The following is a 21756-nucleotide window of genomic DNA, read 5'->3' on the forward strand; positions in this document are numbered from 1 at the left end:
GCTTATTTATTTGTCTTTAAGTAAATTAAATGATGCTCCGCTCCGTCCCCAGGATCAAGCGCATGCCCGCGCCCTTCGCCCAGCGTTCTCGCCGCACGCTGTCGTTGTTGCTGTTCCTTGCTCTCGTCACGCTCGCCGGCTGCAAGGGCGAGCGCACCGCGCCACCGGCGCAGGCCAGGACCGTGGGGGTGGTGACCTTGCAGCCGCAAAGCGTGCCGCTGAGCGCCGAACTGGCCGGGCGCACCGCTGCGTCGGAAGAATCGGAAGTGCGCCCGCAGGTCGGCGGGATCCTGCGCAAGCGGCTGTTCGAAGAGGGCGCGATGGTGCGCGCCGGGCAGCCGCTGTTCCAGATCGAGCCGATCCTGTACCAGGCCGCGGCCAACGAGGCGCAGGCCAACCTGGCCACCGCCGAGGCCACGCTGACCACCGCCAAGCTGCGTGCCGAGCGCTATCGCGAGCTGGGCAAGACCCGGCTGGCCGCGCAGCAGGACGTGGACGACGCCCAGGCCACCTACAAGGAGGCGCTGGCCAGCCGCGCCGCCAACCGCGCCGCGCTGGACACCGCGCGCACCCAGCTGCGCTTCGCCACGGTGGAGGCGCCGATCAGCGGCCGCATCGGCCGCGCGCGGGTGACCCCGGGCGCGCTGGTCACCGCCAGCCAGGCCGATGCGATCGCCAAGATCCAGCAGCTGGACCCGATGAACGTGGACATCACCCAGTCCGGCAGCCAGTTCCTGGCGCTGCGCCGCGCGATCGCTGGCGGCGGGGTGCAGCCGGCCGCCGCCGAAGTGCGCCTGAAACTGTCCGACGGCAGCGACTATCCGCTGCCGGGCACGCTGCAGTTCGCCGACATCGACGTGGAGGAAACCACCGGCAGCGTGACCCTGCGCGCGCGCTTCCCCAATCCCGACGCGCAGCTGCTGCCGGGCATGTACGTGCGCGCGATCGTCGGCCAGGGCATCCGTCAGCAGGCGCTGCTGGTGCCGCAGGCGGCGGTGGACCGTACCCCGCGCGGCGACGCGCAGGCCTGGGTGGTGGGCGCGGACAACATCGTGCGCCAGCGCCGGTTCACCACGCTGCGCGCGGTCGGCGACCGCTGGCTGGTCGGCGACGGGCTCAAGCCCGGCGAGCGGGTGGTGGTGGAGGGCCGGCAGGGACTCAGCGACGGCGCCAAGGTGACGGTCAAGCCGGCCGCCGCTGCCGCCGGCCAGGGCTGAGCCGGCATGCTCGCGCGCTTCTTCATCGCCCGCCCGATCTTCGCCTGGGTGCTGGCGATCTGCATCATGGCCGCCGGCGCCATCGCCGTGTTCACCCTGCCGGTGGAGCAGTATCCGGATATCGCCCCGCCCACGGTCAACGTCACCGCCACCTACAACGGCGCCTCGGCGCAGACGGTGGAGGACAGCGTCACCCAGGTGATCGAGCAGCAGATCAAGGGCATCGATCACCTGCTGTATTTCTCCTCGACCAGTTCCTCGTCCGGGCAGGCGCGGATCAGCATCACCTTCGACCAGGCCGCCAATCCCGACATCGCCCAGGTACAGGTGCAGAACGCGGTCAACCAGGCCTTGAACCGGCTGCCGCAGGAAGTGCAGCAGCAGGGCGTGACCGTGGCCAAGTCGCAGGGCGACAGCCTGATGGTGGTGGCGCTGTACGACAGCACCGACAAGCTCGACAACGTCGACATCTCCGACTTCCTGGTCAGCACGCTGCAGGATCCGATCAGCCGCATCAACGGCGTCGGCGAGATCAACGTGTTCGGCGCGCAGTACGCGATGCGCGTGTGGCTGGACCCGCACAAGCTCAACGCCTACCAGCTGATGCCCGGCGACGTGCGCAGCGCGATCGAGGCGCAGAACACCCAGGTCACCGCCGGCGAACTGGGCGCGCTGCCGACCGGCGCCGAGCAGGCGCTCAACGCCACGGTGACCGCGCAGTCGCGGCTGCAGACCCCCGAGCAGTTCCGCGGCATCATCCTGGCCACCCGGGCCGACGGCTCCAGCGTGCACCTGGGCGACGTGGCGCGGGTGGAGATCGGCGCGGAGAACTACCAGAACAGCACCTGGCTCAACGGCCATCCGGCCTCCGGCTTCTCGGTGACGCTGTCCTCCGGGGCCAATGCGCTGGCCACCTCCGATGCGGTGCGCGCCACCATCGAGCAGCTCAAGCCGACCTTCCCGCCGGGCATTCAAGTGGCCTATCCGCGCGACAGCACGCCGTTCGTGCGCGTGTCGATCGAAGGCGTGGTGCACACCCTGGCCGAGGCGATCGTGCTGGTGGTGGTGGTGATGTTCCTGTTCCTGCAGAACGGCCGCGCCACGCTGATCCCGGCGATCACCGTGCCGGTGGTGCTGCTGGGCACGTTCGGCATCCTCGCCGCGGCCGGCTTCACCATCAACACGCTGACCCTGTTCGCGATGGTGCTGGCGATCGGCCTGCTGGTGGACGATGCGATCGTGGTGGTGGAGAACGTCGAGCGGATCATGCACGAGCAGCATCTGCCGCCGCGCGAGGCGACCGAGCAATCGATGGGCGAGATCACCGGCGCACTGATCGGCATCACCGTGGTGCTGGGCGCGGTGTTCCTGCCGATGGCGTTCTTCGGCGGCTCCACCGGCATCATCTACCGCCAGTTCTCGATCACCATCGCCTCGGCGATGGCGCTGTCGGCGCTGGTCGCGCTGACCCTGACCCCGGCACTGTGCGCGACCCTGCTCAAGCCGGTGGAAAAGCAGCGCCAGCTCGGACGCTTCTTCCGCTGGTTCAACCGCGGTGTGGAGCGCGGCCAGCAGGCCTACCAGCGCCGGCTCGGCACGCTGCTGCGGCAGCCGCGGCGCTGGATGGCGCTGTACGTGGCGATCGTGCTGGCGATGGCGGCGCTGTATGCGCGCATGCCGACCGGCTTCCTGCCGGTGGAGGACCAGGGCCAGGTGCAGATCCAGTTCACCACCCCCGAAGGCACGCCGCTGGCCAGGACCGAGGCGCTGGGCCGGCGCATCAGCGAGTACTTCATGGCCCACGAGAAGGACAACCTCACCGCGATCTTCATGGTGATCGGGCGCAACAACGCCGGCACCGGGCAGAACGCCGGCCAGGCCTTCGTCGCGCTGCGGCCGTGGGGCGAGCGCAATCGCGACAACACCGCACAGGCGATCATCGACCGCGCCAATGCGTATTTCCGCGGCACTGCCGACGCCAGGATCAGCGTGCTGTCGCCGCCGGCGGTGCGCGGCCTGGGCCAGTCCAGCGGTTTCGAGCTGTGGATCCGCGACAGCGACGGCGCCGGCCGTCCGGCCTTGCTGAAGGCGCAGCAGCAGGTGCTGCAGGAGGCCGGCGACGATCCGCAGCTGACCGCGGTGCGGCTCAACGGCCTGGGCGACAAGGCGCAGCTGCAGGTGGATATCGACCAGGCCCAGGCCAGCGCGCTGGGCCTGGCGCAGAGCGATATCAACACCACTCTTTCCACTGCGTGGGGCGGCAGCTACGTCAACGACTTCGTCGATCGCGGCCGGGTCAAGCGCGTCTACGTGCAGGGCGATGCGCCGTACCGCTCGCTGCCGGAAGACATCGGCCAGTGGTACGTGCGCGGCAAGGACGGGCAGATGGCGCCGTTCGCCAGCTTCGCCAGTACCCACTGGACCCGCGGGCCGCAGCTGCAGCAGCGCTTCAACGGGCTGCCGGCGGCGCAGATCCAGGGCGGTGCGGCGGCCGACAGCAGTTCCGGTGAGGCGATGCAGCGGATGCAGGCGCTGGTCGCCAAGCAGCAGGGCTTCGACCTGCAGTGGAGCGGCCTGTCCTACCAGGAGCAGCTGTCGAGCAATCAGACGCTGTGGCTGTACATCGCCTCGATCCTGTTCATTTTCCTGTGCCTGGCGGCGCTGTACGAAAGCTGGTCGATCCCGGTGGCGGTGCTGCTGGTGATTCCGCTGGGCGTGCTCGGCACGGTCGTGGCGACCACGCTGGCCGGCTTCGTCAACGACATCTATTTCCAGGTCGGCCTGCTGACCACGATCGGTCTGTCGGCGAAGAACGCGATCCTGATCGTGGAGTTCGCCGAGGCCGAGCAGCGCGCCGGGCGGCCGCTGCTGGAGGCGGCGCTGGAAGGTGCGCGGCTGCGCCTGCGGCCGATCGTGATGACCTCGCTGGCATTCGTCGCCGGTGTGCTGCCGCTGGCGCTGTCCACCGGCGCCGGCGCGGCCAGCCGCCGCGAGATCGGGGTCAGCGTGATCGGCGGCATGCTCTCGGGCACGCTGCTGGCGGTGCTGCTGGTGCCGCTGTTCTTCGTGCGGGTGCGCGGCCTGCTGCATGGCCGGGTGGGGGACAGCCAGGCCGCGCCGGCCGCGTGAGTCGCCATGAACGGCTAAGACGGTGCCGCTGCGCGGCGCCGCCTTGCGCCTAAAATGGGCGCTTCCCCACACTGCGACGTCCCGATGAACGATTCCTCCTGCTGCGGCGCGCCCAGCGGCGCACCGGCCCACTGGTCCGGCCGCGTCCGCGATGTCGTCGATTTCCCGAAGCCGGGCATCGTGTTCAAGGACATCACCCCGCTGCTGGCCGACGGCCCGGATTTCGCCTCGGCGCTGGACGAGATGGCGCGTGCCTGGCGCACCACGCCGCTGGACGCGGTGCTGGGCATCGAGTCGCGCGGTTTCATCCTGGGCGCGGCGCTGGCGCACGAACTGCGCACCGGCTTCGTGCCGATCCGCAAGCCGGGCAAGCTGCCGGGCAGGACGGTGAGCCAGGACTATGCGCTGGAATACGGCAGCGACCGCATCGAAATGCATGCCGACGCGCTGCCGGCCGGCGCGCGGGTGCTGATCGTGGACGACGTGCTCGCCACCGGCGGCACCTTGCGCGCGGCGCTGTCGCTGGCGCGGCAGCTGCAACTGGAGATCGTCGGCGCCGCGGTGCTGGTCGAGCTGCAGGCGCTGCAGGGGCGCGAACGCTGGAGCGATGCAGTGCCGCTGTTGGCGACGCTGACCTATTGAGGCCGGCCGAGGCGGGGCAATCGCCCGCGGCGCGGCGCCGGCGGCGCCGGCGGCGCAGCGGACACGGCGGTGGCGAACGCCCACCGCGGCCGCTGCGTCAATGCGGATAGACCACCTGCAGCCAGTGCACCGGTACCGCCGCGCTGCAGGCGCTGCCGTCCTCGTCCTGCTGCAGCGACTGCAGCGACTGCAGCACCTGCGGCAGCGCGTTCACAGCTTGTCACAGCGTGCTGACCCGGAAGCGGCGGCCCTTGATCTTGCCCGCCTGCAGTTGCCCCAGCGCCCGGCCGGCGTGCTCGCGGGCAATGGCGACATAGGAGCGGGTCGGGTAGATCGCGATCTTGCCGATCGCCGCGCCCGACAAGCCGGCGTCGCCGGTCAGCGCGCCGAGGATGTCGCCGGCGCGCAGCTTGTCGGTCTTGCCGCCGTCGATGCGCAGCGTGGTCATCGTCGCCTGCGGCAGCTGCGCCGGGCGCGCGGTGGCCAGCGGCGCGCGCGACCAGCGCAGCGGCTGGCCCTGTTCGGCCTCCAGCGCCTGCGTGCGCGCCAGCTCGCGCGGCGCCACCAGGCTCAGCGCCAGGCCGCGCTTGCCGGCGCGCGCGGTGCGGCCGATGCGGTGGCGGTAGGTCTCGGTATCGGTCGGCAGTTCGTAGTTGAGCACGGCCGCCAGGTCCTCCACGTCCAGTCCGCGCGCGGCCACGTCGCTGGCGACCAGCACGTTGCAGCTGCGGTTGACGAAGCGCACCAGCACCTCGTCGCGGTCGCGCTGTTCCATGTCGCCGTGCAGCGCCAGCGCCGAGAAGCCGAACTGCTGCAGCGAGCCGGCCACCTCGTCGACCTCCTTGCGGGTGTTGCAGAACACCACGCTGGACTCGGGGGCGAAGCGCAGCAGCAGCCCGGCCACCGCCTTCTGCCGGTAGCTCGGGTCGACTTCGAAGAACTGCTGCTCGATCTCCGGCGCGCTGTCGGCGCCTTCGATGGTGACCTCGACCGGTTCCTGCAGCAGCTCGCGCGCCAGGGTGCGGATCGCGTCGGGGAAGGTGGCCGAGAACAGCAGGCTCTGACGGTGCTTGTCGCAGCGGCTGGCGATCTCGCGGATCGGCTCCTCGAAGCCCATGTCGAGCATGCGGTCGGCCTCGTCCAGCACCAGCGTGCGCACCCCGCCCAGGTGCAGCGCGCGCTTGCGCGCCAGTTCCTGGATGCGCCCGGGCGTGCCGACCACCACCTGCGGGTCGTGCGCCTCCAGCGAGGCCAGCTGCGGGCCCAGCGGCATGCCGCCAGTCAGCACCACCAGCTTCATGTTGGGAATGCCGGTGGCCAGCTTGCGTAGCTGCTTGCCGACCTGGTCGGCCAGTTCGCGGGTCGGGCACAGCACCAGCGCCTGCGCGCGGGTCAGCGCCGGGTCCAGCTTGTGCAGCAGGCCCAGGCCGAACGCGGCGGTCTTGCCGCTGCCGGTGGGCGCCTGCACGATGACGTCGCGGCCGGCCAGGATCGGCGGCAGGCTCTGCGCCTGCACCGGGGTCATCGTGGTGTAGCCGAGCGCGTCGATGCCGGGCGCCAGCGCCGGGGAGAGGGACAGGGTGGCGAAATCGTTCATGCGGCATTTTAGCCGGGACTGGGGAGGAGACGCCGGGATTGAGGACCAGGGACTGGGAAGGTGCGAAGCCTAAGCGAAGCACGGCCGCCTTCTGAGGCGCACCAAAAGCGCTGAAGTCGCGGTAGCCCCTCTCCCACCGGGAGAGGGGTTGGGGTGAGGGTACGCCGGCACCGACTGTCCGGCGCGCAGATTAATTTTGAAGGCTTCGCCCGTGCCCTCATCCACCCCTTCGGGGCACCTTCCCCCAAAAAGGGGGCCATGGTCCCGCAGGGAGAAGGGGACGGCAGTACGTGCCGTCGGTCCACGACGAGCCACCTGCCGAAGGACGGTAGCGATGCCTGTATTCCCCCGTCCCGTACAATGCCCCCATGCCTCTTATCACTCTGCAGAACGTCGACTACAGCGTCGGCGGCCCCTTGTTGCTGGAAAAGACCGAACTGTCGATCGAGCCGGGCGAGCGTATCGCCCTGATCGGCCGCAACGGCGCCGGCAAATCCACCTTGATGAAACTGATCGCCAGCGAGCTCAAGCCCGACGACGGCGAGATCCGCGTCCAGCAGGGCGTGCGCATTGCGCGGCTGGAGCAGGAGGTGCCGCACGGCGCCGCCGGCAGCGTGTTCGACGTGGTCGCCGACGGCCTGGGCGAGCTCGGCCACTGGCTGGCCGAGTTCCACCGGCTCAGCCATGCCGCCGAGTTCGATGGCGATGCGCTGGGCGCGGTGCAGTCCAAGATCGACGGCGCCAACGGCTGGGCGCTGGACCAGCGGGTCAACGAGACCCTGACCCGGCTCGACCTGGACGGCGACGCCGAGTTCGCGCGGCTGTCCGGCGGCATGAAGCGGCGCGTGCTGCTGGCGCGCGCGCTGGTGTCGGCGCCGGACCTGCTGCTGCTCGACGAGCCGACCAACCATCTGGACATCGAGGCGATCGACTGGCTGGAACTGTTCCTGAAGGGCTGGAACGGCAGCGTGGTGTTCGTCACCCACGACCGCCGCTTCCTGCGCGCCCTGGCCACGCGCATCGTCGAGATCGACCGCGGCCAGGTCAGCAGCTGGCCCGGCGACTGGGCCAACTACGAGCGCCGCCGCGAGGAGCGGCTCAACGCGCAGGCGCAGGAGAACGCGCGCTTCGACAAGATGCTGGCGCAGGAAGAAGTGTGGATCCGCCAGGGCATCAAGGCGCGCCGCACCCGCGACGAAGGCCGCGTGCGGCGCCTGGAATCGATGCGCAACGAGCGCACCCAGCGCCGCGAGCTCGGCGGCAACGTGCGCATGGAGGCGGCGCAGGGCGAGTCCTCGGGCAAGAAGGTGATCGAGGCCAGGGAGCTGAGCTTCGCCTTCGGCGCGCGGAGCATGGTCCGCGATTTCTCCAGCACCATCCTGCGCGGCGACCGCATCGGCCTGATCGGCCCCAACGGCAGCGGTAAGACCACGCTGCTGAAGCTGCTGCTGGGCGAGCTGAGCCCGGCCAGCGGCGAGGTGCGCACCGGCACCAACCTGCAGGTGGCCTACTTCGACCAGTACCGCGCCACCTTGCGCGAGGACTGGAGCGCGATCGAGAACGTCGCCGAGGGCCGCGACTTCATCGAGGTCAACGGCAAGCGCAAGCACGTGCACGGCTATCTACAGGATTTCCTGTTCACCCCGGAACGCGCGCGCGCGCCGATCACCCGCCTGTCCGGCGGCGAGCGCAACCGCCTGCTGCTGGCGCGGCTGTTCGCGCAGCCGTCGAACCTGCTGGTGATGGACGAACCGACCAACGATCTGGACGTGGAGACGCTGGAGCTGCTGGAAGAGCTGCTCGGCGACTACACCGGCACCTTGCTGCTGGTCAGCCACGACCGCGACTTCATCGACAACGTGATGACCTCGACCATGGTGATGGAAGGCGACGGCCGCATCGGCGAATACGTCGGCGGCTACAGCGACTGGGTGCGCCAGCGCGCCGCGCCGCCAGCCAGCGCGATGGCGGTGGCCAGGGCTTCGGCGACCGTGGCCGCCACCACGCCGACGGGCGCGGCCGCTGCCGCACCGGCGGCCAAGCGCAAGCTCAGCTACAAGGATGCGCGCGAGCTGGAGCAGCTGCCGGTGCGGATCGAGACGCTGGAGCAGCAGGTCGCGGCATTGACCGCCGCGATGACCGAGCCGGCGTTCTACCAGCGCGATGCGGCGGCGGTGACCGCGCATACCCAGACGCTGACCCAGGCGCAGGCCGAGCTGGATACGGCCTATGCGCGCTGGAGCGAGCTGGACGGGTAAAGAGCCGGGACCCGGGTCCCGGAAAAGCATGGCCTCGAGTAACGGTGGTCGCCCGGATTGGATCGGGCAGCGGGATTCGGAAGCGGCGGTGCTGCTGCCGTTACGGGTCCCGGCTTTCCTCCTCCTCGTCGCCGGTCAGCAGGCCGACGAAGGCGACGAAGGCGATGCCGTCCTGGGCCCATTCCTTGGCCACGTCGTCGAGCAGTTCCAGCAGCACGTCGAAATCCTTCTTCGCCACCGATTGCAGCTCGGCCGCGTCTTCCAGCAGCAGCGCATAGCCGCCCTTGGCCGGCAGCCACGACAGGTCGCGCAGGCCGTCCATCAACGCATCCCAGTTGCGGCCGAAGCCGATCGGGAAATCCAGCTGCGCGGCCAGCCGCATCAGCAGCATCGGCTTGCTGCTGCAGCCGCGCAGGTCGATCCGGCACAGCCGCAGGCCGGCGTCGCGGGCGAGCGCGGCGATGCTGTCCAGGTCGCTGTTGGCGACGCGGTAGACGCCGGAGGCGGCCGGCTCGGCCAGGTTCAGGGAAAAGTTGAAAGCGTTCATGGCGACGGCCTCCGGGAGGCGATGCTGAAACTGCGGAAACTGGCGTAGTGGTCGTCGCTGTAGTACCAGACGTCCGGCGGGTCGCCGCCGGTGACGATGCGCCGCGTCCCGCGGTGCTCCAGCCCCGGCGTGTCGACGGTGTATTCGCGATAGTAGCCGCGCGGGCGCGACGGCAGCCGGTTTTCGCGGTTGCCGAACACGCTGCCGTCCTGGCGGTGCGGGAACGGACCGCCGCGCTGGATCAGGGCGATGCTGGCGCGCGCTTCGGGCGGCAGGAACGCTGGCAGCGTGTCGTCCGCGCTCGCCGCCGGCGTGGCAGGCGCTTGCGCCGGTGCCGGTGCCGGCAGCGCAGCGGGGTTGCTGAGCGCGGGCGCGAACTGCGGATGCGGCGGCTGTTGCAATGCGCGGATGCCCCACAGGCCTGCGGCGAGCAGCACGATCGCGGCGATCAGTAGCACGGGCTTGCGCATCGGGGGAAGGCTCCAGTGGGAACGGCGGGCGCCGCGTCGTGGCGCAGCAGCGGCACAGTATGGGCGAGCGCGGCTGTTCGTGCTCAAACCGCAGGCCATGGTGGCCGCTGGCGTTGCGCGCGCTGCCGGCGCTCGATTCACATTCGACTAACCGGGTGCTGGCGCATCGTAACCGCCGAACCGCGGCGACGGCCGCCACCGCCGCCGCGCGATGGGACGATGTTTCCCCAACGCCGGTCTTGGTAAGGTCGCCGCTCGTCCCTACCATTCATCACGCAACGTCCGTCCTTCCGGCGGGCGAAAGTCCAGGAGAATTACATGGCCTACACCCTCCCCAAGCTGCCCTACGCCTACGACGCGCTGGAACCGCACATCGATGCGCAGACGATGGAAATCCATCACACCAAGCATCACCAGACCTACATCAACAACGTCAACGCCGCGCTGGAAGGCACCGAATACGCCGACCTGCCGGTCGAGGCGCTGGTGTCCAGGCTGAAGTCGCTGCCGGAAAACCTGCAGGGTCCGGTGCGCAACAACGGTGGCGGCCACGCCAACCATGCGCTGTTCTGGACGGTGATGGCGCCCAATGCTGGCGGCACCCCGGTCGGCGACGTGGCCAAGGCGATCGACAGCGAGCTGGGCGGTTTCGACAAGTTCAAGGAAGCCTTCACCAAGGCCGCGCTGACCCGCTTCGGCAGCGGCTGGGCGTGGCTGAGCGTGACCCCGGACAAGAAGCTCGTGGTCGAAAGCACCGCCAACCAGGACAGCCCGCTGTTCGAGGGCAACACCCCGATCCTGGGCCTGGACGTGTGGGAACACGCCTACTACCTGAAGTACCAGAACCGCCGTCCGGATTACATCGGCGCGTTTTTCAACGTGGTGGACTGGAACGAAGTCGAGCGCCGCTACCACGCCGCGATCGCCTGATCGCGCGGGTTACGCCGTTGCGGAAAAGGCCGGGTTCGCCCGGCCTTTTTCGTTGCCGCGTGGGCGCCTATGCGGCCGGCCGGCACAGCCGGGCGCTGCCGGCCGCGCCGTCGCGCGCTGCGCCTGGTGCGTCGGCATCGGCGCTGTCGCGGTTGTGCCGCGCATACCAGCCCGGAGTCGCGCCGGTGACCCGGCGGAAGCTGTTGACGAAGTGGCTCTGGTCGAAGAAGCCGAGTTCGTAGGCCACGCTGCCCACCGAATGGCGTGGGCTCAGCAGCAGTTGCCGGGCGCGTTCGATGCGCCGTTGCAGCAGGTATTGCATCGGGCTGTGGCCGGTGCTCAGGCGGAACATGCGGGCGAAGTGGTAGCGGCTGACGCAGGCGGCGTTGGCGATGTCGGCCAGGCCGATGCGCTCGGCCAGATGGTGGTCGATGTAGTGCTGGGCGCGGGCCAGTGCGCACGGGCGCAGGCCCTTGCCGGCGGCGCTGGCAGCGGGCGGGCGGGCGGTGGCGGTGGCGGTGGAACGCGAGGCGGGAGCGTGGGGATGGGGCATGGCGTGTCTCCTGGGAGGCGCCGGAAACGCACGCGCGGGATCTGCGCTGGCGCCTGCGGTCTGTGCGTGGACAGCGTTTCCGGGACCTGTCCATGCTGCTGTCGGCGCCGCGTCGCGGCCACCCCAATCCGGCAGAGCGGATGCTCACCCGTTCGGGGGATTCCGCTGCGAGGTCTGTGCCGGTTCGCGCGGCAACACCAGCAGGCGCCGGCCGAAACAGCGCGCATCGAGCGAATAGGCGCCCGGCCCGAGCAGCGCCAGCGCCAGCGCCGGCAGTGCCGCCAGCAGCGCCGCGCCCGTTGCCGTGGTGCCATGCCACAGCGCCACGGCCGGCGCCGCGCAGGCCAGCGCGGCGGCCAGCGGGGTGAGCGCGCCGGCGGCCGTCAGCAGCGCCAGCGCCAGCGTCGCCCACCGCCAGGTCGGCGGCAGCGCCCATGCGCTGCTGGCGGTGGACGGCCACAGGCTCAGCGCCAGGAACAGACGCAGGGCCAGCAGCCCGAGTCCGGCGCTGCCGCCGGGGAACATGGAGTAAAGTCGTTGCATGGCCCGCAGGCTATGGTCGGCGCAGCACGTCGGCCTAGCCGTATTCGGGGTAGCGCAACATCCCTCGATCGGGGGCGTTGGCGGGGTCGGCGCACCCGTCGAAAATCCGGTTTTCCTTTTTGCGAGCGAGAGAGAGCGCAGTGCGAAGTCTGCGAAGACGGGGTTGGGCGGGCGCCATGCTGGTGCTCGGCCTGGCCTTCGCGGCGCCGCCTGCCGCCGCCATACCGACGCCGTTGCGGCCGACGCCGCTGCACAACACCGCCTGGCGGGTGGAGCAGGGTGCGCCGGCGGACGTGTGGGCGCTGGCGCAGTCGGGCGACGGCTATCTGTGGATGGCTACCGGTTTCGGCCTGTACCGCTTCGATGGCGAGCGCTTCGAGCGCCACGAGCCGGCGCACGGCATGCGCCTGCTGTCGCAGAACGTGACCGCGTTGACGGTGTTGCCGGACGGGCGCATGTGGCTGGGCTATTTCGACGGCGGCGCCAGCCTGCTGCAAGGCGATCGGCTGCTGCAGTACGGCCCGGCCGAGGGCTTCCCGGCCGGGCCGGTGGCGCGGCTGGAACTGGACGCGCAGGGCACGTTGTGGGCGGCGACCTGGGCCGGGCTGGCCCGCTTCGACGGCCGCCGCTGGCAGCGGATCGGCGCCGATTGGGGGTATCCGTCCGCGCGCGCCGACTGGCTGCTGCGCGACCGCCGCGGGGTGCTGTGGGTGAGCAGCGGCGACAGCGTGCTGCGCCTGCGCCCGGGCGCGCGCCGCTTCGAGCCGACCGGCATCGCCACCCTGTTGTACGCGGTGCTGGCGGAAAGCCCGGACGGCCGCATCTGGCTGTCGGACCGGCGCGGCGGCACCCGGGCCATCACCGGCGCCGATGGCACGCTGCTGCCGCCGGCGGCGCAACGCGCGGTGCCGGCGCTGCGCACGCTGGCGGCACGGCGCATGGGCTTCGCCCGCGACGGCAGCCTGTGGCTGTCCGACTTCCAGGCGCGCGGCGCGGTGCGGGTGATGCTGGAGGATCCGCGCGCGCCGCGGCTGGAGCAGTTCCGCCGCAGCGACGGGCTGGCCTCCGACTACGCCGCGCCGGTGCTGGAGGACAAGGAGGGCAATGTCTGGATCGGCAGCACGCTCGGCCTCAACCGCTACCGGCAACGCAACGTGATGGCGCTGCCCGGCCAGCCCGGCGCGCAGGCCGGCGCGGTCGAAGTGCATGCGCAGCCCGACGGCAGCGTGCTGGTCTCCGATCCGCAGGGCATGTTCCGCGCCGACCGCGCCGCGGCCGCGCGGCTGCTGCGCGGCGCGCCGCTGGCGCAGGAGTATGCGCGGCTGCGCGACAGTGGTTGGGTGCTCGGCGCCGACGGCATCGTGCGCCTGCGCCACGGGCGCCGGGTCGAGGCCGCGCTGCCGGCCGGGTTCGCGCCGCGGCAGGTGCGCGCGTTCCTGTCCGATCGTGCCGGCGATGCCTGGATCGCGGTCGCCGAACATGGCGTGTTCCGCTACCGCGACGGGCAGTGGATACGGCAGACGCGGCTACCGCAGGCCACCTGCACCGCGATCGCCGAGGACGCGCAGGGCCGCTACTGGTTCGGCTATGCATCCGGCCAGGTGCGGCAGCTGCGCGGCGAGCAGGTCCGCGTATTCGCGGCCGACGAGGGCTTGCAGGTCGGCCGGGTCAATACCATCCATGCCGGCGCCGGCGCGTTGCTGGTGGCCGGCGAACTGGGCATCGCGCAATGGCGCGGCGCGCGCTTCGTCACGCTGCCGCCGTCGCGCGCGCCGGGCTTGCGCGGCATCACCGGCATCGCCGAGAGCGACGACGGCGAGCTGTGGCTCAACGGCGCGGTGGGCGTGTCGCGGATCGGCCGGCGCCAGCTCGATGCGGCGCTCGGTGCCGCCGACACGACGCTGCAGCCCGTCTACTACGGCGCCGCCGACGGCTTGCCCGGCCTGGCGCTGCAGGCCAACCGCAGCGGCACCGCGGCGCGCGACGGCGATGGGCTGGTGTGGCTGGCCACCAGCCAGGGCCTGGCCTGGATCGACACCCGGCACCTGTGGCGCAATCCGTGGCCGCCGCAGGTGTTCGTGCGCGCGCTGTTCGCCAACGAGCGGTCGCTGCCGCTGGATGCGCCGCTGCGGCTGCCCAAGGGCACCACGCGCGTGCAGATCGCCTACACCGCGACCAGCCTGACCTCGCCGGAGCGGATGCGCTTCCGCTTCCGCCTGGACGGGGTGGATGAGACCTGGCGCGATGCCGGCGGGCGCCGCGAGGCGTTCTATACCAACCTGCGCCCGGGGCAGTACCGCTTCCAGGTGATCGCCGCCAACAACGACGGGGTCTGGAACAGGCACGGCGCCATGCTGCGCTTCGGCATCGCGCCGCGCTTCGTGCAGACCCCGGCGTTCTGGACGCTGTGCCTGCTGGCGCTGCTGCTGGCGTTGTCGGCGCTGTACCTGCTGCGCATGCGCCAGCTGGCCACGCGACTGCGGCTGCGCCTGGAGGAGCGCTACCAGGAGCGCGAGCGCATCGCCCGCGAGCTGCACGACACCTTGCTGCAGGGCTACCAGGGCCTGATCCTGCGCACCCATGCGGCGCTGGACACGCTGCCGGCCGCCGCGCCGCTGCGGCGCGAGCTGGAGGGCACGCTCGATCGCGCCGAACAGGCGCTGGAGCAGGGCCGCGACCGGGTCGAGGGCCTGCGCGCCAGCGCCGGGTCCACGCCCTCGCTGCCGAGCGCCTTCGCCGCCATGCTCGAGGAACTGGGTGCGCAGTCGCAGCTGCAGCGGCGGGTGCTGGTCGAAGGCACGCCGCTGCCGCTGCAGCCGCTGGTCGCCGACGAGTTGTACCAGCTCGGCCGCGAGGCGCTGCTCAACGCGTTCCGGCATGCGCAGGCGAGCAGCATCGAGGTCGAGATCGCCTACGGCCGCGACGCGCTGCGGCTGCGCTTTCGCGACGACGGCCGCGGCATCGAACCGCAGGTACTGGCCGCCGGCGGCCGCGCCGGACACTGGGGGTTGACCGGCATGCAGGAGCGCGCGCGGCGCATCGAGGCGCGGCTGGACGTGTGGTCGCGGCCGGGCATGGGCACCGAGCTCAATCTGCGCCTGCCGGCGCGCCGCGCCTACCGCGAACCGGCGCGAAACCGGCTATGGTGCCGCCTGCGCCAATGGCTGCCGGGAACCGACTGAAGTGAGCGACCTGAAGTGAGCGAGCCGAAGTGAGCGAAGTGTCGTCCGTGCCGATCCGCATCCTCGTCGTCGACGACCATCCGCTGCTGCGCGAGGGCATGGCCGCGGTGCTGGCCGCGCAGCCGGACCTGCAGCTGGTCGGCGAGGCCGGCGACGGCCTGCAGGCGCTGCAGGCCTATCGCACGCTGCGCCCGGACCTGGTGCTGCTGGACCTGCAGCTGCCCGGCCTCGGTGGCATCGAGGTGATCGTCGCCCTGCGCAAGGAATTCCCGCAGGCGCGGATCGTGGTGGTCACCGCCGCGCGCGGCGACGTGCAGGCGGTGCGCGCGCTGGAAGCCGGCGCCAGCGGCTATCTGCTCAAGAGCGGGCTGCGCCGCGAACTGGTCGACACGGTGCGCGCGGTGCACCAGGGCCGGCGCCAGGTGCAGGCCGAAGTGGCGGCGGGGATCGCCGAACACCTGCTCGGCGACAGCCTGTCCGCGCGCGAGATCCAGGTGCTGCAGCGCGTGGCCGCGGGCAATTCCAACAAGGCCGTCGCCGCGCTGCTGTCGATCGCCGAGGAGACGGTCAAGGCGCACATGAAGAACATCCTGTGCAAGCTCGGCGCGCGCGACCGCACCCATGCGGTGGCGATCGCGGTCAAGCGCGGCATCATCGAACTGTAAAAATACGCGCCGCGGTGTGCGCGGTCAGGGCACCGGCAGCGGCGGCATGGCCTCGGCCGGCGGCGTGTCCAGCGGTTGCAGCGCCACCAGCAGGCCGCGCGGGTCGCTGCCGCGGGTCGCGCCCGGCGCCCGCTCCAGCACGCGCGCGCTGCGCAGCGGACGGAAGCGGCCGCGTTCGAAGAACACATGGTCGGCCTGCGCGGCCAGCGCGAACACGCGCGGATCCAGGCCGTTGCGCAGCGCATCGCCACGCGTGCCGCGCAGGCGCGCGTCGCTGTCGCCGAAGCGCGCGGCCAGCGGCACCAGTTCCGGCGCGTCGGCGGCGGCGAAGAAGCCGCCGGCGAGCAGCGAGGGCACGCCTTCGGCGGTGGCGTCGATCCACGCCATCAGGTCGTCGGTCTGTTCGCGGCGGCTGGCGCCGCCGTCGCGCACGGCATGCAGGCGGGTGAAGTACAGGTTCACCGGCTGCCCGTGCAGGTCCACGCGCACCAGGCCGGCCACGCTGTAGTCCTCGAACGGATGCAATAAGGTCTCCGCTTCCTCCAGCACCGGCAGCCGGGTCAGCAGCGCATTGCCGCGGCGTTGCGGCCGGCTCGGCGGATCGGCGCTGATGAAATGGCAGTGGTAGCCAAGCTGCGCGGCCAGCCATTGCGCCTGGTTCGGCAGTTCCGCGGTCTGCAGCACTTCCTGCAGCGCGATCGCATCGGGTTGCAGACGTTGCAGCGCCTCGACGATGCGCACGCGGCGCGCCGGCCAGTCGTTGCGGTCCTGCTCGAGATTGAGGCTGACCATGCTGAGCGTGGCCGCGGGGGCAGGCGGCGGCAGCGGCGGTGGCACCGATGACGGCAGGTGGGCAGGCAGCGCCTGCGCGCCCGCATGCGCGACCAGGGCCAGCAGCAGCCAGCCGAGGCGATGCCGTCGTCGTGGGGTCCCGGTCGTGCGCATCATGCGCTGGATGCTAGGACGTGCGGCTTCAGCGCCGCGTGTACATGGACACGCGGCGCTGCGGTTCCTAGCGCGGCAGCACGCTTTCCTGTAGACGCAGCGGCACGCTGGCCGCGGCTTGCGTCGCCGAGCGGCCCAGCACCAGTGCGTAGTCGCCGGCGGCGATGCGCCACTGGCGCTGCGCCGGATCGTAGTCGGCCAGGGTCTTGGGTTCGGCGACGATGCTGACGCGGCGGGTTTCGCCGGGCTTGAGCGTGAGCTTGTCCCAGCCGACCAGGCGGATCGGCGTGTGGTGGCCCTGCGGCAGGCGCAGGTACAGCTGCGGCACGTCGGCGCCTTCGCGTTCGCCGCTGTTGCGCACGTCGAAGCTGGCGATCACGCTGCTGCCGTCCACCTGCACGCTCAGGTTGGCATAGTCGAAGCGGGTGTAGGACAGCCCATGGCCGAACGCGTACAGCGGATCCAGGCCGCGCGCGGCGAACCAGCGGTAGCCGACGTTGGCGCCTTCGATGGCGTAGTCGACATTGCTGCCGGCCGGTTGCGCCGGCTTGAAGCCCAGCCCCGGGATCGACGGCCGCGGCAATTGCGCCACGTCGCGCAGCCAGGTCACCGGCAGGCGCCCGGAAGGATTGACCTCGCCCAGCAACAGCCGCGCCAGCGCTTCGCCGCCGCGGATGCCCGGGTACCACGCTTCCAGCACCGCCGGCACCTGCTGCAGCCACGGCATCGCCACCGGGCCGTTGGTTTCCAGCACCACCACCGTGCGCGGATTGGCCTTGGCCATCGCCGCGATCAGCGCGTCCTGCTTGCCGGGCAGTTTGATGTCGGGCAGGTCCACCGATTCGGCCGACCACTGCGTGGCGAACACGATCACCGCTTCGGCGCCGCGCGCGAGCCTGGCCGCGGCGGCTACATCGTCGCCGCTGGCGTAGTCGATCTGCGCCTCCGGCATGGCCTTGCGTAATGCCTGCAGCGGCGAGGACGGATGCAACATCACCGGACCCGGCCAGGTGGTCGGGGCCAGCCCCGGCACCGCGTTGCCGCCGTTGACGGTGAAGCCGACCATCGACGAGCCGCCGCCGCCGATCACGCCCTTGTCGGCATGCCCGCCGATCACCGCGATGCGCCGCAGCGTGCGCGGCAACGGCAGCGTGTCGCGCTCGTTGCGCAGCAGCACCGTGCCTTCCTCGACCACGTTCTGCACCGCCGCGCCGCCGGCGACGTCGTCGATCGGCTGCCGCTGCGGCGGATGGTCGAAGCTGCCGGTGGCGATGAAGGCGCGCAGGATGCGCCGCACCATGTCGTCCAGGCGCGCCTGCGGCACCGTGCCGCCGGCCACCGCCAGGCGCAGCGGCTGGTCGAAGTACACCGCCTTGTCGAACACTTCGCCGGCCGACTGCTGGTCCAGGCCGGCCAGCGCCGCCTTGGAGCCGCTGTGCACGCCGCCCCAGTCGGACATCACGTAGCCGGGGAACTTCCATTCCTGCTTCAGCACCTGGTTGAGCAGGTAGTCGTGCTCGCAGCCGTAGATGCCGTTGATGCGGTTGTAGGAACACATCACCGAGCCGGGCTCGCCGATCTTCAGCGCCAGCTCGAACGCCAGCAGGTCCGATTCGTGCATGGCCTGCTCGCCGATGTCGGCGCTGTGGGTGTTGCGCCCGGTCTCCAGATCGTTCATCGCGAAGTGCTTCATCGTCGACACCACGCGCTGGCTCTGCACGCCGCGGATCGATTCGCCGACCATGACCCCGGCCAGCAGCGGATCTTCGCCGGCGTATTCGAAGTTGCGGCCGTTGCGCGGATCGCGTTGCAGGTTGACGCTGCCGGCCAGCAGCACGTTGAAGCCCTGCTGCCAGGCCTCGCGGCCCATGGTGGCGCCGCCGGCGAAGGCCAGGTCGCGGTTCCAGGTGGCGGCGGTGGCCGGGCCGGACGGCAGCGCGGTGGCGTGATCGCCGCGGCGCACGTTGCCCGGATTGGTCACGCCGACGCCGGCGTCGGCCAGCTGCTGCGCGGCGATGCCCAGGCGCTCGATCGCCGGCACGAAGCCGGCCGAGCCGAGCGCGCCGGGCGGCAGCGCGCCGCCGTCCTTGCCCAGGCCGAAGTAGCTGTGCAGCATCTGGAACTTCTCGTCCGGGGTCATCGCCTGCACCAGCAACGCGGCGCGGCGGTCCGGCGCCAGCGCGCGATCGGTCCACGGGCGTTGCGCGTCGGCCGTGGCGCTGGGCGCCAGGCGCAAGGTGCTGACCAGGCCGAAGTGATCCGAGGCCCACACGCCGTTCGCATCGGGTTTCTGGAACAGGATGCGGCTGCTCACCGGCGCGAAGCGCTCGCGCTGGAAGAACACGTGGTCGATGCGCCTGGGCGGATTGAACTTCGGGTTCAAGGTGCTGTCGGCGCGGCCGTCCCTGGTGCCGTGCAGGCTGCCGTAGCTGTCGTCGAAACCGCCGCGCAGCGCGGCCAGTTCCGGCGCGTCGGCGCTGGCATTGAAGTCGCCGGCGAGCAGCGACGGCGCGCCGTCGGCGGTCTTCTCGACCCAGGCCAGCAGGTCCTGCAGCTGGCGTTCGCGCAGCGCACCGCCGGCCTGCGTCCAGTGCAGGTGGGTGACGTAGAGATTGACCGCGCGGCCGTCCACGTCCAGGCGCAGGCGCCCGGCGCTGCGGCTGTCGTCGAGCGGGTTCAGGCGGATCTGCTCGCGCGCCAGGATCGGGCGCCGGGTCAGCAGCGCGTTGCCGTAGCGCTGCGCGGCGCCGGGCGGATCGACGCTGGTGAAGTACCACGCGTAGCCGAGCTGCTTGGCCAGCCATTGCGCCTGGTTGGGCAGCTTGTCGTGCTGCAGCACCTCTTCCAGCGCGATCGCGTCCGGGTGCAGTTCGCGCAGCGTCCGCACGATCTGGGTGCGCCGAGTCGGCCAGTCGAGCTTGTCGTGATACAGGTTCAGCGTGACCACGCTGAGCGTCGGGGTGTCCTTGTCGGTCGCGGGCGCAGGCGCGGCGAAGGCCGGCCAGGCCAGCGCGAGCGCCAGGCAAAGGAATCCTGAAAACGTTTTCATAGCGGGGCGTAAGGCCTCTCTAGCAGCTGAAGGGAGTTCGCATCGGGGGGAGTAGGGGAGGGAAAAGCCAGGTGCAGCGCTAGGACGGCGCTTCGTCGCTGCGCATTACCGGATACAGCCGGTACTGCGCATCCCAGGAGGAATGGCGGCGGTGGAAGAACTCCAGCCGCGCACGCGGATCCTTGGCGAAGTCGGCGTCGTGCTCGAGCTTGCCCTCGAATTCGGCCTTCAGTGCCGGGTCGCTGGCCAGCATCTGCCGCGCCACGTCCTCGGCCACATAGTCTTCCATGTATTCGGTGCGCTCGAAGGCGCTGTTGAACTCGCCCCATTGCAGCAGCGAGTCCGGCGCCTGCGGTTCCAGCAAGGCCATCAGCAGCCGCGCCTTGGGCTGGGCGATCGGCACGAACAGGGAGCCGGCGCCGATGGCGCGCGTTTCGGGTGTCCAGGCGCCCTGCACGGTGAGCCGCTGGTGGCCTTCGGAGGAGCGCGCGGCGAAGCTGGCATCGTCGGCGCGGAACGTCTGCACCGGCAGCGTGGCGTCCGCGTCCACCGTGCGGAAAGCGATGCCGTGCTGGCGCAATTTGGCCGCGACCAGCGCGGCCTGCGCGGCCGGCACCAGATAGCCGGCGCGCGGCGCCACGACTTCCACGCTGGGCACGATCTGGTCGCGCAGCGGCACGCGCCACATCTGCGGGGTGCGCTCGTCGTAGCGGGTCATCAGCGCGCCGGACACCGGCGACAGCGTGCGGGTATAGGCGTAGCCGCGGAAATCCACCAGGCGCGACTGTTCGGTGGTGCGGTAGTCCAGCGTCACCGTGCGCCCGCCCAGCTGTTGCGCGCGCGCGTCGGCGGCCAGCGCGTCGGCGCGCCAGCGGCTGCCGTTGCGCGCCACCTGCTGCAGCACCGAGACGATGCTGTTGCGGGTGATGCGCACGCGCTGCGGATAGGGCTTCCACGAATGCGTTTCCACCAGCATGCCGAAGCGGTTGCGCAGCTGGAAATAGCCGTGCGAGAAGCGCGGCGTGGCCACGCCGTCCTCGAAGCCGGAGGCGGGATCGTCGTCGACCACGAACGAGGGGTAGTAGGGCAACGGCAGCGAGCCCTGCCGCTTCAGGTCGGCGAGCACGCCGTCGCGCAGGCGCAGGCCGTCGCCGCGCAGCGCGGCGTCGCCGGCATGCAGCGGTTCCACCTGTACCGACACGTCGTGCTCGAACTGCGCGCCGTCGGTGACGTGCAGGTCCACGTACAGCAGCGGATCCCACTGTTCGACCAGGCGCAGCATCGCCTGCATCTCCGGCGCGTCGGCCTTGACGTAGTCGCGGTTGAGGTTGAGGTTCTGCGCGGTGGTGCGCCAGCCCATCTGCTCGGGACCGCGCTGGTTGGGCCGGTTCCAGGCGCCGAAGCGCTCGTGGCCGTCGACGTTGAACACCGGCACGAACAGCCACACCTGCCTGTCCAGCGCGCCGCGCGCGGCCTGGCCGTCGAGCAGCTGGCGCAGCGCCAGGAAGCCGGCGTCCTTGCCGTCGATCTCGCCGGCATGGATGCCGCCCTGGATCAGCACCACCGGCAATTTGCGCGCTTGCGCCGTTGCGGCATCCAGCGCGCCGGAGGTGGACACCGCCAGCGCCTTCATCGGCCGGCCCTCGGGCGTGGTGCCGAAGTCGAAGCAACGCACCGCCTGCGGATAGCGCTGCGCGAATGCCTCGCACAGCGCGATGGTCTCGGCATAGCGGCCGGTACGGGCGAAACCGCTGCGTTCGGCCTCGGTGGACAGGCCCGCATCGCTGGCCAGCAATGGCATGCTGCACAGCAGCATCGACAGCAGGAAGGGGACCAGCCAGGGTCGGATCATTGCGGCACCGTCTCGGGGTAGGCCCCCATGATGCGTGCAGCGCGCCGATTGCGAAAGCACCTGCATGCCGACGCGTCCATCGCGGATGGTTCGATTCGCCCGGAACGATCGGGTAACCTTCTGAAAATTTTGCCTGGACGCCTGCCTGTGACGAGCGAACCATCGACGAGGAATTGC

General features: G+C 70.9%; 15 protein-coding genes. 7 read left to right on the plus strand and 8 right to left on the minus strand.

The window, feature by feature from the left end; translation table 11 throughout:
- Positions 1-62 precede the first annotated feature (62 nt).
- From FZ025_RS16555 to FZ025_RS16565, 3 genes are all read left to right on the plus strand, one after another.
- Positions 63-1217, plus strand: a complete 1155-nt coding sequence (locus FZ025_RS16555) for an efflux RND transporter periplasmic adaptor subunit (RefSeq protein WP_046981228.1) — start codon at positions 63-65, stop codon at positions 1215-1217.
- Positions 1218-1223: 6 nt separating this feature from the next.
- Positions 1224-4346 (plus strand): efflux RND transporter permease subunit, encoded by a 3123-nt coding sequence (locus tag FZ025_RS16560; protein WP_046981229.1) that lies wholly within the window; start codon positions 1224-1226, stop codon positions 4344-4346.
- 84 nt (positions 4347-4430) lie between these two features.
- Positions 4431-4988, plus strand: a complete 558-nt coding sequence (locus tag FZ025_RS16565; RefSeq protein WP_046981230.1) for an adenine phosphoribosyltransferase — start codon at positions 4431-4433, stop codon at positions 4986-4988.
- Between the two features lie 220 nt (positions 4989-5208).
- On the opposite strand, the gene dbpA is transcribed toward FZ025_RS16565, so the two are convergent.
- Positions 5209-6585 carry an ATP-dependent RNA helicase DbpA gene (dbpA, locus tag FZ025_RS16570; protein WP_046981231.1) on the minus strand — a complete coding sequence of 459 codons (1377 nt, stop codon included), beginning with the start codon at positions 6583-6585 and terminating at the stop codon, positions 5209-5211.
- A gap of 368 nt (positions 6586-6953) precedes the next feature.
- Between dbpA and FZ025_RS16575 the strand changes: the two genes are divergently transcribed.
- Positions 6954-8843, plus strand: coding sequence for an ATP-binding cassette domain-containing protein (locus FZ025_RS16575; protein ID WP_046981232.1), 1890 nt, complete (start codon positions 6954-6956; stop codon positions 8841-8843).
- 100 nt (positions 8844-8943) lie between these two features.
- Here FZ025_RS16575 and FZ025_RS16580 read toward each other — a convergent pair whose 3' ends face one another.
- Both FZ025_RS16580 and FZ025_RS16585 read right to left on the minus strand, forming a co-directional pair.
- Complete coding sequence (locus FZ025_RS16580; RefSeq protein ID WP_046981233.1) at positions 8944-9390, minus strand: barstar family protein; 447 nt, start codon at positions 9388-9390, stop codon at positions 8944-8946.
- Positions 9387-9860, minus strand: coding sequence for a guanyl-specific ribonuclease (locus FZ025_RS16585; RefSeq protein ID WP_046981234.1), 474 nt, complete (start codon positions 9858-9860; stop codon positions 9387-9389). Before FZ025_RS16585 ends, FZ025_RS16580 begins: the two co-directional genes overlap by 4 nt.
- A gap of 318 nt (positions 9861-10178) precedes the next feature.
- Between FZ025_RS16585 and FZ025_RS16590 the strand changes: the two genes are divergently transcribed.
- Positions 10179-10790: a superoxide dismutase gene (locus tag FZ025_RS16590; RefSeq protein WP_104557899.1), complete on the plus strand. Its 612-nt coding sequence runs from the start codon at positions 10179-10181 to the stop codon at positions 10788-10790.
- A 67-nt stretch (positions 10791-10857) separates the two neighbouring features.
- On the opposite strand, the gene FZ025_RS16595 is transcribed toward FZ025_RS16590, so the two are convergent.
- Positions 10858-11343, minus strand: a complete 486-nt coding sequence (locus FZ025_RS16595; protein ID WP_104557901.1) for a helix-turn-helix domain-containing protein — start codon at positions 11341-11343, stop codon at positions 10858-10860.
- 144 nt (positions 11344-11487) lie between these two features.
- Entirely contained in the window at positions 11488-11886 is a 399-nt protein-coding gene (locus FZ025_RS16600; protein WP_046978440.1) for a hypothetical protein, read from the minus strand.
- A gap of 176 nt (positions 11887-12062) precedes the next feature.
- Here FZ025_RS16600 and FZ025_RS16605 point away from each other — a divergent pair, with 176 nt between their 5' ends.
- Entirely contained in the window at positions 12063-15068 is a 3006-nt protein-coding gene (locus FZ025_RS16605; protein ID WP_053057183.1) for a sensor histidine kinase, read from the plus strand.
- 98 nt (positions 15069-15166) lie between these two features.
- Positions 15167-15733, plus strand: a complete 567-nt coding sequence (locus FZ025_RS16610) for a response regulator (protein WP_244292542.1) — start codon at positions 15167-15169, stop codon at positions 15731-15733.
- A gap of 24 nt (positions 15734-15757) precedes the next feature.
- Here FZ025_RS16610 and FZ025_RS16615 read toward each other — a convergent pair whose 3' ends face one another.
- The 3 genes from FZ025_RS16615 to FZ025_RS16625 form a co-directional block, all read right to left on the minus strand.
- A complete protein-coding gene (locus FZ025_RS16615) occupies positions 15758-16681 on the minus strand; it encodes an endonuclease/exonuclease/phosphatase family protein (RefSeq protein WP_244292392.1) in 924 nt (307 codons plus the stop codon).
- 64 nt (positions 16682-16745) lie between these two features.
- Positions 16746-19727 carry a glycoside hydrolase family 3 C-terminal domain-containing protein gene (locus tag FZ025_RS16620; protein ID WP_104557903.1) on the minus strand — a complete coding sequence of 994 codons (2982 nt, stop codon included), beginning with the start codon at positions 19725-19727 and terminating at the stop codon, positions 16746-16748.
- 79 nt (positions 19728-19806) lie between these two features.
- Entirely contained in the window at positions 19807-21579 is a 1773-nt protein-coding gene (locus FZ025_RS16625) for a M14 family metallopeptidase (protein ID WP_046978437.1), read from the minus strand.
- Between the last annotated feature and the right edge of the window lie 177 nt (positions 21580-21756).

Origin of the sequence: Xanthomonas hyacinthi, from assembly GCF_009769165.1 — a bacterium.
Taxonomy (GTDB): domain Bacteria; phylum Pseudomonadota; class Gammaproteobacteria; order Xanthomonadales; family Xanthomonadaceae; genus Xanthomonas_A; species Xanthomonas_A hyacinthi.